Genomic DNA, 13055 nt, shown 5'->3' with positions numbered 1-13055 from the left:
AGGAATGTATAAAATAAAAAGTAAAAAGAATATTTTAATCGTAGCTGATTCTCCTAATTGGGCGTATCATCATATTGCTTTGTTTGTAAAAAAACATTTTGCAAAAAAATATAATATCTATATAGACTTTACATGTGTGTATGAGAAATCAGATATAAAGCGGAAGTTATCGAATATTAAAATAAGAATAAAGTATTGCAAAAGAAGGCTATCTAATAAATATGATATTGTAATCCTTTTAGGATTCTATTTTGATAGAGGTATTAATTTACCATATAAATACAATCATATCATTAAAGGAATCTACACTTCTACTTTTCCTCCTCAAGGAGCAGTTAGAGAAGATTGGTCTTTAGATAAGAACCAATTTCTAGAAAAGTATTTTAGCAATTGTGATTTGATTATTGCTGGCAGTCATGATATAGTTGAATTATATAAAAACAAAGAAATACCTATAAAATACTGCAATGCCCCAACAATAGATGAAGATAGGTTTAAAGCAAAATTCAAGGAAACAAAGTCACCAGGGATCTTAACAATCGGATGGACAGGAAATCCCAATCGAAAATTCAAAGGCTTTTATGATATTATTCTTCCAGCTATAGATAAAATTCAAGAGAAATATGGTAACAAGGTTAGGTTTATAACTAGGTTCAAAGGACCTTTAGAAACTCTAATTGACTTTTATAATGATGTTGATTTAGTTTTGATTGCATCAAATGGAGATGCTGGACCATCACTATTTTGGGAAGCAAGTATGTGTCATATTCCATGTATATCAACTAAAAATGGTTGGCCTGCAGAAGTCATAATTCATCAAGAAAATGGTATTCTTTGTGAACGCACAATTAGTGATTTTTATTATTGGATTGATTATATATACAACAACAGAGACATTTTGGCTTTGTTTTCTAGGCGCATAAAAAATGATACCATTAATAAGCTTGGAAATCAAGTGAATATCGATAGATGGGATGATGCTTTAGAAAGCATTTTAAGTCAAAAATAATACATTAACGAGTAAATAGGATTTAATGAATAACGCGACTGTTTCAATAGTTATACCAATATATAATGTGGCGCCATACTTATCAAGGTGCTTCAAATCTTGTATAAATCAATCATATACTAATATTGAGCTAATTGCTGTTAATGATGGCAGTACGGACGATTCACTAAACCTAATAAATTCGTACGCTTCAAAAGATTATCGGATAAAGATTGTGGATAAGCCAAACGGAGGATTAAATAGTGCAAGAGAAGCTGGTATAAAAGCAAGTAGTGGCAAGTATATAACCATTGTGGATGGGGACGATTATTTGGAAACAGATGCCATCGAAAAACTGCTAAATATTATAGAAATAGAGAATGCCGATATTGTGGTAGCTGGCGCAAACATTATTTTGGCAGATAATAATCAACTAATAAATACAATTCAGCATCCAGAATTGGTATTGTATAATGAGGATTATACCAAACGAATCCTAAGCCATGGCCCCAACACGGTGTGCATGAAGCTTTACAAAACCGAATTAATTAAAGAAGCTACAAAGTATCCGAATATTAAGGCCGGACAAGATCTACCAGTGAGCATTCAATGGAGTTTGCTCACTAAAAAGGTTGTCTTTACACAAGAGTTAATATACAATTATGTTGTTGCTCGTAAAGGCTCTACAATGAGTGGCGACCGAAAGATATACGTTGAGGCAGGTTTTCAGGCATTCTACTATACTTTTGAAATACTAGCTAATCATATTTCCCTTAAAAAGTTTGAAAAAGAACTTACGATTTGCACATGCAGTAAGCTTTACACTTACATGTTTCATCAAGATAACGATATTGAAAAGAATAAAAGTAAGATTACTGAAATGGGCAATTTTGTCTTAAAAAAAAGAAAATATCTTAGCAATAAAAAACAATATAGAATTTTTATATGGTTGCTTTTATGTAATCATCAAATAGCACATACTTTTGTTGCTTTTATGCAAAAGATAAAGCCCACTTTAAATCCTTATACGAAATAAATGGATCAGTCCTTAAAAGAGCCGTCAATATCAATCATTATCCCTGTCAAGAATGGTATCGCCACAATCCGTCAATGTTTGGATGCTATTTACAGTCAGACCCTTATTAAATCCTCCGAGGTTATAATAATAGACAGTGGAAGTACAGATGGTACATTGGATATTATCAGCCAGTATCCGGTTCGATTAGTTCAGATTCCGCCTGAAGATTTTAACCATGGTACCACACGTAATTATGGGGTTTCATTGGCTAAAGGCGATTACATAATGATGACTGTGCAGGATGCCATTGCATCAGATGACTATTGGTTGGAAACCATGCATTCACATTTTTCAGATGATAATGTAGCAGGGGTTTGTGGAATGCAAATGATACAAAAATTACAAAGTATTAATCCCTTTGAATGGACTCGTACAGTCAACCCGCCGAGAATTAGAGCATATCAGTTTAAAAACATAAGTAACTACAACGCCTTATCAGCCAATAAAAAAAGGGAGATATGTGGTTGGGATAATGTGAACAGTATGTACCGAAAATCTGTTTTGACATCCTATCCATTTGAACCTGTTAAATTTGGTGAGGATATTCGCTGGGCCATCTCAATATTAAAAGAAGGCTATAAAATCATCTATGATCCTCACGCCAAGGTAGCTCATTATCATCCTTTTGATAAAAACAGTGAGTTCCACAGAAAATACATTGAGATAGCACAAGATGATATCCTTTTAGAATTAAAGAGCAAGCGGGTACCACTTTTAAGATCTTTTGTTATGCTATTATACAAAGCCTATAAATGGCGCATTAACCCCAAATGGATGTTTACTCAGATACACCGTTGGTTGATATACAATCAGGCACATAAGCAGTATATAATTGCAAAAAGAAACCACTCAAAACACGAAATTATAAAACAATTATTTATATAACATGGATACTCCTTTAGTTAGTGTCTTAATGACCGTTTACAACCGAGAAAAATTCATTGCTGAAGCCATTGAAAGTGTACTTGCCTCCTCTTACCAAAACTGGGAGTTAATTATCGTTGATGATCGGAGTACTGACTCATCTGTTGAAATTGCGCGCAGATATGAAAAAACAGATTCCCGTATTAAAGTATTCATAAATGAGCATAATTTAGGAGATTATCCAAATAGAAATAAAGCAGCTTCATATTCCAAAGGTAAGTACTTAAAGTATCTGGATTCTGACGATTTAATATATCCTCATGGACTAAATTTAATGGTTGCTGCGATGGAAAGATTCCCCGAAGCGGCCATTGGCATGTCCAACTTTCAAGAAGATGAACAACAACAGTTTCCCTATAGTTTTAGTTCGGGAGAAGCTTATTACCAACATTTTTTGAAAAGAGGTCTGTTATATTCGGGTCCTACCGGTGCAATATACCGCGCATCTAGTTTTTTTGAATTAAAAGGGTTCGATGCACAATACAGTGTTGCAACAGATATGGACTTCAACTTAAAATGTGCAAAATTAGGGCCGGTTGCTATTTTTCAAAGAGATCTGTTCTGGTGGCGTCCTCATGGAGGGCAGGAAATTAATTTACGACAGCATGAATATGAATCCTTTAATGATAAAATAAATAAGATTCATCTAACCGGACCTGATTGTCCATTATCAGACAAAGACAGGAAAGAAGCTTATTTTAACTTAAAAAATATACAGGCACGTCGGGCTATGTCTTTACTACTCAGGTTTAATTTTGCAATGGCACTTAAAAAAATCAAAGAATTAAGCATTCCGGCTAAATCACTTTTAATTTGCTTTTTGCCAACAAAGTTGCGGATTCAATTATATTAATAGATGGCTGTATCTCGAAAACTACTCTTCTCCCTCGAATCTTTTTTTCCATCGCATCGTGCAGGCACAGAGGTGTATGTACTTAATCTGTGTCACTACTTTAAACAGCGCGGATGGGATGTAGGTGTGTTGATTGCTACCAGTAAGAAACTGGCTGATTACCATTATGAAGACATTCCGGTTTATACCTTTGATATACCTGAAAGGGCCAACGCACAAGAGTTAAACGGATTGATACCACCGCGGGGGATTGAGCACTTTACCTTACGCATCAGAGAATTACAGCCAGATATTGTCCATTTCCATTCATTTGGTCGTGCCATCAACAGCTTTCATCTCGAGGTTGTCAAAGAGTTAGGAATAAAAACAGCTTTTACCCCACACCTGGGTAGTTTTTTCTGTATTAAGGGTGATGTCAGGTTATTTGGTCATTCTAATTGTGATGCACGTGTCGACAAAAGGCGCTGTATGAGCTGCTTTTTAAAAGGCAAGGGCCATTCAAAACTCACAGCTCAACTACTCAGCTCGTCAATTACTCAAATAATCAAACTAAAAGCCTTAAAAAATCATGTTCCTGCTACCCTGTTTTTGGCGCAACATCGTCAACAAGAAATTGAGCGGGTCAACCAATACGCCGATATCGTATTCTCCATTGCCCCATGGATTCAGACAGCTTTTGAAATCAATGGCATCACCAAAGCCCAATTAATCCCTCAGGGCATAAGTCCTGTCTTTATTACCAGTTCAACAATTAAACAATTCAACGATTCAATAAAAAAGATTCATTTTGCTTTCATTGGCCGTATGCACCCTATTAAGGGCTTCCACCTATTAATGCAAGCTTTTTCGAATATAAACCCGGAAAAAGCATGTTTACATGTAATTACAATTAAAGATAGGAATGAAAGTGAGTATTATACGAAGGCTGTGAATTGGGCAAAAGGTAGAACTAATGTAATCTGGAATGAAAATTTAGCACCTCATCAAATAAAAGATTACTATTCAAAAATTGACTGCCTTATTCAACCATCAGTCAATGAAGTTTCACCTCTTGTAAGTCTTGAATCACTTTCTCAGAAAACGCCTATATTATGTTCCAATATATCAGCTTTTAAAGAGCAAATCAAAGAATTTGGAGGAGGTCTTCTTTTTGATAAAGGTTGCCATGCTTCACTTGCTGAGAGAATGAATGAGTTGATTAAATCTAAAACACTTCTTAGGCAACTTTCAAAGAATATAAAAAAACCATGCTCAATGATGGAAGTAGCTGCTATCATTGAAGAAGCCTACAAGGCTTTAGAACTTTGAGAATAGGAATCACTGGTTCAGATTGACACGGCGGAGCTTGTAAATATATAGTTATTAGATCTAAAAGCCTATCAAGAACTTAAAGAGCGCTACTAATTAGTTCAAAACTAGGACTAAATTGATGTGAATTGGAAGTAATAAGTAGCAAATAAGCACTTCGAAGGTCTAAAGCGGAACTTAATAGTTCAAAAACAGAACTAATTAGATGTAAATTGGAAGTAAAAAGTAAGAAATCAGCACTCCAAAGGTCTAAAGCGGAACTTAACCGTTCAAAAACAGAACTTCCGGTTAGCACATTATAGCTTAGAAGCAGTCAACCGGAAGTTAAGTTTAAAAATATAAGGTTGGCAAGTAAATGCTAAAACCTATTTATCTAAGGACTATCACCAAAATAGCTATTCAGCCTTTTTCTTACGCCCATTGCGTGGAAACTGGGCGGCCAAATCATCATAAATAGCCTTGGCGCCATTCACATTTTGGGCAGCCATCAGGCGTACGTTCTGATAATAACTGAGATTGGCCTGGTAGAGGTCAGAACCTAGAATCAGCATGGTGTCGTCCACCATATCCTGTAGTGCTTGTAGTTCATTAAATATAGGTTTGAGTGTTTCGCGAGCCTCAAAGTCACGCTGGGTTTCTTCGGCATCAATAAATGTCGGATTAAAACCTGGTTGTTCATTCATGTATTGCATCACTTTGCGCGACCAGTTTTCGGTTTTATTGCCAATGCGTCCATGCTCCCGTCGTTCTTCGGCAGTCAGACTGATACACTTGCTGCCCAGCAGCTCCCGAATGGCACTCATGTGCTCCCGGATAGATTGAACTTCTTCAGCAGTAAAGCTGATTGCAATTAAATTTGAATTTGCCATAAGACATTAAATTATTAATTAATACTGACAGTGCTGCCAGGCCTGTTACAGTTCGCCAAAATTGTATATCCAGGCCGGCAGTCACTGCTTTATTTGTTTTAGTAAAATACCATATATAAAATTAAAAATATAACGTAACGTGACTAAAGAGCTAATACCAATGACGAACAGCCTAATTAATTTGATGAAAGGTGCTATTTGAACAATTTGCGCACAACACTTAATTTAACAGTGAAAGACAACGACACATTACTCTATTAGGGTTTTACAAAAAGTAATAGGAAGACTTATCAGGTGCAATCGTATAACCAGTCTAATCATTAATCATCATAAGGGTGTTGATAGAGTAGTAATAAATATACTTGCCAGTGTTTAATACCCCGCTCAACTAACAAGTGCTAAATCCATTTAATTAATAGCTACTGAACAATCCTAATGCCTAATACCTAACAGCTAATTCCTTAAACCTAATCCCTAACACCTAAAACCTCATTATGCATCTACTATTTTTGACCTCCAACAACCTGGCCACCAATCCGCGTTTATTTAAGGAAATACGACTGGCCCAGGAATTAAACCACCAGTGCACACTTATTCAGTTTAAGATGGGCAATTGGAGTGACAAAAAAACAGATGAACTGATTAATCGATTAATTGAGAATAATACACAAGATGCAACGAATCAAATAATCACTTCCTCCCCGTCTGCGTCGGGGCACGCAAATCCTCAAATAATCAATCTTAACGCCACCCAAACCAATAAATTGACCTGGTTGAAGTGGGGATTAATGGAGAAGGTGGCGCAGAAGGTGTATGCTTTGTTCAGGCATAATTTGTACTTCAATGCATTGGCTTCCAGCCGACGTTCAATGCAAATTAATCAAGCAGTAAAGCAACTGGCTATAAAACCGGATATAATATGTGCACACAATCTGGCCACCTTATATCCGGCGTATTCAATTGGTAAAAAATGGGATATACCCTTTGTTTTTGATGTGGAAGATTATCACCCAGGAGAGTTCATTCGTTTTGATGCCAAGAATGAAAAGAGCAGGCGTGAATTTTTAATGAAAACCCTGTTGCCCAAATCAGCCGCCCTCACCTCTGCCAGTCCACTAATTGGTGATTATACCCTCCAACTGATTGGCGGTCACCCTAATCATCAGGTCGTCCTCAATAGTTTCCCACAAAACGATTTTGTCTTCCCTAAACCCCAAACCCCAAGCCCTAATGCCTCAGGCGCTCTGCGCCTGGTCTGGTTCTCCCAAAAAATATCCTTTGGCCGGGGCCTGGAACAGCTCTTTGACGCGCTCCTTATCCTCCTTTCATCCAATGCCCCTAAACCCCAAACCCCAAACCCTATAACCTTAACTTTAATCGGCGACCTCGATCCACAATTCAACCAGCAAATCATTCAGCCTTTCATCAACACCCTAAACCCTAAATCCTATAACCTACATTCTCACCTCTCATTACTCATCAAACCGCCCCTCTCTCAAACTAGCCTCCACGCCGAACTGGCCCATCATACTATTGGATTAGCCTTAGAACCCGGTAAAGACCTGAATAATGAATTAGCAATCTCCAATAAGATAATGGCTTATGCTCAGGCAGGCCTTTATATTTTAGCCACTGATACCCCTGCGCAGAAGCAGTTTATAGAACAACATGCCGGGGCTGGTATTGTATGTCAACAATCGACGAAAGCTTTAGCAGATGCCATTGAGCAATTGAGCTTTGAATGTAATGCTATTCATTCTGGTCAGCAAGAGCGTTTTGAACAAGGACAAGGGTTGACATGGGAAGAAGAAGCCAATAAGATTAAGAACTTGTGGTCAGTAATTAACTCTCAATTAGGAAAAGTTGCTCCCTAATCAGATAATTAAGTAGATATTTATATGTAACGAGCCATTAGAAAATGTTCTCACACATTAGGATGATTATTTTTCAGGCGAGTTCCATATGGCAATTGAAAGAAAATATAAGCATATGAAACGAGCCATGAGAGAAGTTTTCTCACACAGGAGCATGACTATTCTGGCGAGTTCCATGTGACCATTAAGAAATAAAATTTTAGACACATGAAAACTATCCTTATTATATATCCACACTGGCATCCGGCTAACTTGGCCGGTGTGCAACGTCCCAGGCTGATTGGCAACTACCTGAAACAGCTAGGCTGGCACCCAAGAGTGTTAACGGTGGAAGCCGGTTATTTTGAAGAAACACCTGACCCGGATTTTGAACAGACCTTTAGTAGTGATTATGACGTGACACGTGTGAAGGCATTTAAGGTTACTAAACCTCGCCTGATAGGGGACATTGGTCTGCGGGCCTTTTACCAGTTGTATAAAAAAGCCCGCGAAATTATACGGAACGAACACATAGATTTTATCTGGTTGCCCATCCCCAGCTTTTACAATGCTCTGCTGGGGCGTCTGCTTTATGATCGTACCAAAGTACCCTATGGTGTTGATTACATCGATCCATGGGTGCGTGATATTAGTAACCAAAACAATCGAAGAGCTAAACTAAGTCAGTGGGTCGCCAGAATTTTAGAACCAATTGCCATTAAAAAGGTCAGTGTCATCAGCGGTGTCTCCACGCCTTACTATGCCCCTGCTATTGAGCGCAACTTCCCGGAAATAGCGTCTCAACTTCTCACTACTGACTATTCACTACTGACTACTCAAGCCCAAACCCTAAACCCTAACACCTCTAAACCCATCACTCATGTCGCCATGCCCTATGGTTTCGATCCCAACGACCATAAAATCAAACTGAACAACCTGACCTATCCCTGGGATAGCACTCTCCTAAAGCCTAAATCCAATCAGCTAAAACCTAAAATCTGGCTCTACGCCGGTGCCTTTTTGCCAAATAGCCATGTACTGATGGATGCTTTTTTTGAGGCAATTGCCCAAATGCGACAGGTGGGGCAATGGGATGAGACTATCCAGCTGTGGTTTATAGGGACCGGACCTTACCCGGCTAAACGGATTACCAGCTATGCTAGTGATCATGCTATTAATGACATAGTGTTTGAACAGCGGGAGCGATTCCCATTTTTACAGGTACTTAACTTTTTATCAGCTGCTGATACGGTAATGGTCATTGGCAGTACCGAGGAGCATTACACAGCCAGTAAAACCTATCAATCGATACTCAGTGAACGCCCTGTGGTGAGTATTTTCCACCATTTAAGCAGTGCTGTAAACGTAATGGAAGATTGCGGTGCCGATGCTTACACAGTCAGATACAAACCGGAAATGAGTCACACTGATATAGTCAATGCGTTCAAAGAAGTACTTAGTAAACGCTTGCAAGAAGACCACTGGCAACCCGATTTATCAGCCTTAGCCCCCTATTCGTCTAAAGAAAGTGCAAGGAAGTTGATTGAGGCTATTGAAAGTGTGATTTAACCGCAAAAATAGGATTTAGAGTCTAGGTATTAGGATATAGGTTTGTGATATTAATGCAATATGATGTTTAACCAAAATTTATTCAAACATGATAGAATTTGATTTTAAAAAACTTATAGTTTGGCAAAAATCTATGGCTTTAGCAGAACTTATATTGGAAATATGTGAGAGTGTGAAAGGTCATTATCGATTAGTAGAACAACTAGAGTCTTGTTCTGCATCAGTACCACAAAATATTGCAGAAGGAAAAGGCAGGCATTCTATTAAGGAATACATTCATTTCTTATATATCTCACGTGGCTCCTTATACGAATGTATTACCCTTCTAAATCTGTTTCAAAGAAAAGGTATAATTTCAGCAGAACGACTTAATTACATTGAAAATCAAGCAGGTGAAATTCTCAAAATGCTAAATGCTTTAATAAGCTCTCAACGCACGAAACTACAAGATTTAAAAGGTTTATAAATCGTTTCCTATCACCTAATTCCTATTACCTAAATCCTTTTTATTTATGAACAAGCGTCTCGCCATCATCACCACTCACCCCATTCAGTACAATGCACCCTGGTTTGCCCTGCTCCATCAAAGAGGCAAGGTTGACATCAAGGTTTTTTACACCTGGCCGCAAGCGGTTGAAGGTTTTGATGATCCGGATTTTGGTAAAAATATACAGTGGGATATTCCTCTGCTCAAGGGCTACCCATACAGCTTTGTGAAGAATGTGTCAGTACACCCCTCTTCCAAAACCTGGAAAGGTATTGATAATCCCACTTTGATTGATGAAGTCACTCAATTTGAACCTAATGCCATCCTGGTATTTGGCTGGAAATTCAAAAGCCACTTTGCTCTGATGCGCCATTTCAAAGGCAAGATACCTGTTTGGTTCAGAGGCGACAGCACCCTGTTGGATTATGATATTAAAGGCTTGAAGGATATAGCTACTCGGAATAATCTCACCTCTCACCTCTCTTTTCTCTCCTCTTTTAAATTATATTTAAAATATAGGCTCCGCCAAACTGCGCTCCGCCTTGTCTATCGCTATGTTGATAAAGCTCTATACGTGGGAACCAACAGCCGACATTATTTTATGGCGCATGGCTTAACAAACGAACAGCTGGTACTGGCGCCGCATGCCATCGATAATCAGCGCTTTACATATTCAATAGAAGTGGATTATGAAATGGAAGCTATAAAATGGCGAAAGGAATTAGGTATTAGTGAAAATGATACCGTCGTATTGTTTGCAGGCAAACTGGAACACAAGAAGAACCCATTACTGTTGCTTAATACCATTCGAGAACTTAACCAATCAGGCAATAGCACTATTAAACTAATTTTCAGTGGTTCCGGGCCACTTGAAGCAGAGCTTAAAACTATTGCCGGACGTGATAATAATATCCGCTTTATTTCATTTATCAATCAACGTCGCATGCCGGTTGCCTATCGTTTAGCAACTATTTTTTGTTTGCCATCCCAAGGACCCGAAGAAACATGGGGTTTGGGGGTTAACGAGGCTCTTGCTTCGGGGCGTCCGGTGCTGGTAAGTGATAAAGTGGGGTGTGCTGCTGATGTCGTTCATGCATCAATTGGCAGTATCTTTTCTTCAGGAAATGCCAGTGACCTAAAAGCTAAATTGATGGAATTAGCAAAAGAAAACATCACTCCCCATGCCTGCCAACAGCATATTACCAGCTGGAGCTTTGAAAAAATATGCAATGTTATTGAAAAAGAAATGACTTAGAGCTAGAAATTAATGATTTTTAAAGGTGGAAACCACTTCGAGAGAAGTATTAGCGCTTACCCCTATAACCTAAAACCTAAAACCTAAATCCTACTTCCTAAAATCTAAACCTTATCTTTAAACCTACTAATACGCCTAAAATACATGCAACAAAGCAATAGCTTCTATTGGATTATCATTCTAGTAGCTGCCATAAGTATGGCCATGGGGAACCTTCTTTGGTCATCAATTGGTTTGGGACTGGCGGCCTATTTCTTTATGGATCTACTCAGTAAGATGGGCAAGAACATTCCCATAATTGAATTGATGGCGACCATGGCCGCCCTGCAATGGATTGTAGGGCCATTTATTGATTACCACAATGATTCGTACCACTATAAATACCACATGTATGTGGAGGAAAGCACGTATATGGCCTTTGTGGTACCTTCTGTTTTGGCTTTCTGGCTGGGCACCCGCCTATTTAAACAGCACTCTGATCTGGAAGAAATAGGCGAGCGGGTGAGGTCCTTATTGGAGAACTACCCGAGATTACCATTTATTATGGTAGGCGTTGGTTTATTAATACCCTATTTATCCCCATTGCTACCAGCTTCATTAGGTTTTGTATTTTATCTGTTAGCCAATATCAAATACATTGGTGTTATCTACCTGTTGTTTTCTGATAATAAAAACCGCTGGCCTGTATTTTGGGGCACTATGGCCTTTACAGCTATTGCATCAATTGCGGCCGGTATGTTCCACGACCTACTCCTGTGGGCCATCCTGTCATTTACATTTGTAGCCAGGGAACTACACCTGAGTTTGGTGCGCAAGTTCAGTTTTGCCATTGCAGGGGTTATACTAGCCATGTCTATCCAATCAGTAAAAGCTGAATACCGCAACACCATCTGGCAAGGCTATACGGGCAATAAACTGGCCCTGTTTACCAGCCTGGTTGTTCAGCAATGGAGCACTGGTAGTATAGTTAATCCTAATGCAGATACGGATGCTAACGTGCGTCTAAATCAGGGCTGGATTATTTCGGCCATTATGAAGCATGTGCCGGAGAAGGAGCCTTATGCCAATGGCTCAACGGTTACCGAGGCCATTGAATCAAGTCTGTTACCACGTTTTCTGGCACCCAACAAAAAGACAGCTGGGGGCCGCGAAAATTATGAGCGATTTACAGGTTTTAATATCAGTCAATCAACGTCCATGGGTATTAGTCTGGTAGGAGAAGGCTATGCCAATTATGGTGTTAGTGGAGGTATCCTGTTCATGTTTATATGGGGTGTTTTTATTGCCTGGTTCTGGCAAAAATTATGGCGTTTATCCGCTATCTACCCAACCCTTCTTCTTTGGAGCCCTATCCTGTTTTTACAGGTAATAAAAGCCGAGACGGAGTTCTAAGTCGTTCTTAACCACTTGATTAAATCGTCCATTCTGGTATTTGGCCTGCTCTATTTGATAAGAAAACAGTTTGGTATACGCATTTAGTTTTTCCTGCACCCAAAACATTACTCCTCATATACTCTCATCACTTTTCACTCCATCACCGGTCATCAGTCTTCCACCCTCAACCCCTCAACCCCTCAACTTTAAACTCTTAAACCCCTCAACCTTAAACCCTAAACCATATACCTTTCTCATCTCCATGCCACCTGTCTTCGGTCTTAAACCTTACACCCTTAACCCTATACCTTCCACCATTTCTTTTGCCTCATCAGTCTTTCACCCTCAACCCCTCAACTTTAAACCTTCAACCCTCAACCCCTAAACTTTAAACTCTTAAACCCCTCAACCCCTCAACCTTACACCCTAAACCATATACCTTTCTCATCTCCATGCCACCTGTCTTCGGTCTTAAACCTTACACCCTTAACCCTATA

At 38.8% G+C, this 13055-nt stretch carries 11 protein-coding genes; 10 read left to right on the top strand and 1 reads right to left on the bottom strand.

What is annotated here, in order from left to right; all coding sequences use genetic code 11:
- The first annotated feature begins 4 nt into the window (after positions 1 to 4).
- Genes KDU71_RS09245 through KDU71_RS09225 form a run of 5 tightly spaced genes read left to right on the top strand, consistent with a single transcriptional unit; the run spans position 5 to position 5151 of the window.
- The gene (locus KDU71_RS09245) at positions 5 to 1009 is read left to right on the top strand and encodes a glycosyltransferase (protein ID WP_212189979.1); all 1005 of its coding nucleotides are present in this window, start codon (positions 5 to 7) and stop codon (positions 1007 to 1009) included.
- Between the two features lie 25 nt (positions 1010 to 1034).
- Positions 1035 to 2024: a glycosyltransferase family 2 protein gene (locus tag KDU71_RS09240; RefSeq protein WP_212189977.1), complete on the top strand. Its 990-nt coding sequence runs from the start codon at positions 1035 to 1037 to the stop codon at positions 2022 to 2024.
- The gene (locus tag KDU71_RS09235; RefSeq protein WP_212189975.1) at positions 2025 to 2951 is read left to right on the top strand and encodes a glycosyltransferase family 2 protein; all 927 of its coding nucleotides are present in this window, start codon (positions 2025 to 2027) and stop codon (positions 2949 to 2951) included.
- Between the two features lies 1 nt (position 2952).
- The gene (locus KDU71_RS09230; RefSeq protein WP_212189973.1) at positions 2953 to 3843 is read left to right on the top strand and encodes a glycosyltransferase family 2 protein; all 891 of its coding nucleotides are present in this window, start codon (positions 2953 to 2955) and stop codon (positions 3841 to 3843) included.
- Between the two features lie 3 nt (positions 3844 to 3846).
- On the top strand, positions 3847 to 5151 hold the full coding sequence (locus KDU71_RS09225) for a glycosyltransferase (RefSeq protein WP_212189971.1): 1305 nt from the start codon (positions 3847 to 3849) through the stop codon (positions 5149 to 5151).
- A gap of 395 nt (positions 5152 to 5546) precedes the next feature.
- On the opposite strand, the gene KDU71_RS09220 is transcribed toward KDU71_RS09225, so the two are convergent.
- Positions 5547 to 6020: a hypothetical protein gene (locus KDU71_RS09220; RefSeq protein WP_212189969.1), complete on the bottom strand. Its 474-nt coding sequence runs from the start codon at positions 6018 to 6020 to the stop codon at positions 5547 to 5549.
- Between the two features lie 494 nt (positions 6021 to 6514).
- On the opposite strand from KDU71_RS09220, the gene KDU71_RS09215 reads away from it, so the two are divergent.
- From KDU71_RS09215 to KDU71_RS09195, 5 genes are all read left to right on the top strand, one after another.
- Positions 6515 to 7894, top strand: a complete 1380-nt coding sequence (locus tag KDU71_RS09215) for a glycosyltransferase family protein (protein ID WP_212189967.1) — start codon at positions 6515 to 6517, stop codon at positions 7892 to 7894.
- 207 nt (positions 7895 to 8101) lie between these two features.
- The gene (locus KDU71_RS09210) at positions 8102 to 9442 is read left to right on the top strand and encodes a glycosyltransferase family protein (protein ID WP_212189965.1); all 1341 of its coding nucleotides are present in this window, start codon (positions 8102 to 8104) and stop codon (positions 9440 to 9442) included.
- Between the two features lie 88 nt (positions 9443 to 9530).
- Positions 9531 to 9908 carry a four helix bundle protein gene (locus tag KDU71_RS09205; RefSeq protein ID WP_212189963.1) on the top strand — a complete coding sequence of 126 codons (378 nt, stop codon included), beginning with the start codon at positions 9531 to 9533 and terminating at the stop codon, positions 9906 to 9908.
- Positions 9909 to 9954: 46 nt separating this feature from the next.
- Positions 9955 to 11184, top strand: coding sequence for a glycosyltransferase family 4 protein (locus KDU71_RS09200; protein WP_212189961.1), 1230 nt, complete (start codon positions 9955 to 9957; stop codon positions 11182 to 11184).
- Between the two features lie 144 nt (positions 11185 to 11328).
- Positions 11329 to 12576: a hypothetical protein gene (locus tag KDU71_RS09195; RefSeq protein ID WP_212189959.1), complete on the top strand. Its 1248-nt coding sequence runs from the start codon at positions 11329 to 11331 to the stop codon at positions 12574 to 12576.
- The last annotated feature ends 479 nt before the right edge of the window (positions 12577 to 13055 follow it).

Source organism: Carboxylicivirga sediminis, from assembly GCF_018156225.1.
Classification (GTDB): domain Bacteria; phylum Bacteroidota; class Bacteroidia; order Bacteroidales; family Marinilabiliaceae; genus Carboxylicivirga; species Carboxylicivirga sediminis.
The sequence above is the reverse complement of the archived record's forward strand: the minus strand, read 5'-3'. Positions and strand labels throughout refer to the sequence as shown.

Excerpts from the sequence above, each read along its gene's own strand:
- KDU71_RS09245 (WP_212189979.1), top strand. The coding sequence starts at position 5 with ATGTATAAAATAAAAAGTAAAAAGAATATTTTAATCGTAGCTGATTCT.
- KDU71_RS09240 (WP_212189977.1), top strand. The coding sequence starts at position 1,035 with ATGAATAACGCGACTGTTTCAATAGTTATACCAATATATAATGTGGCG.
- KDU71_RS09235 (WP_212189975.1), top strand. The coding sequence starts at position 2,025 with ATGGATCAGTCCTTAAAAGAGCCGTCAATATCAATCATTATCCCTGTC.
- KDU71_RS09230 (WP_212189973.1), top strand. The coding sequence starts at position 2,953 with ATGGATACTCCTTTAGTTAGTGTCTTAATGACCGTTTACAACCGAGAA.
- KDU71_RS09225 (WP_212189971.1), top strand. The coding sequence starts at position 3,847 with ATGGCTGTATCTCGAAAACTACTCTTCTCCCTCGAATCTTTTTTTCCA.
- KDU71_RS09220 (WP_212189969.1), bottom strand. The coding sequence starts at position 6,020 with ATGGCAAATTCAAATTTAATTGCAATCAGCTTTACTGCTGAAGAAGTT.
- KDU71_RS09215 (WP_212189967.1), top strand. The coding sequence starts at position 6,515 with ATGCATCTACTATTTTTGACCTCCAACAACCTGGCCACCAATCCGCGT.
- KDU71_RS09210 (WP_212189965.1), top strand. The coding sequence starts at position 8,102 with ATGAAAACTATCCTTATTATATATCCACACTGGCATCCGGCTAACTTG.
- KDU71_RS09205 (WP_212189963.1), top strand. The coding sequence starts at position 9,531 with ATGATAGAATTTGATTTTAAAAAACTTATAGTTTGGCAAAAATCTATG.
- KDU71_RS09200 (WP_212189961.1), top strand. The coding sequence starts at position 9,955 with ATGAACAAGCGTCTCGCCATCATCACCACTCACCCCATTCAGTACAAT.
- KDU71_RS09195 (WP_212189959.1), top strand. The coding sequence starts at position 11,329 with ATGCAACAAAGCAATAGCTTCTATTGGATTATCATTCTAGTAGCTGCC.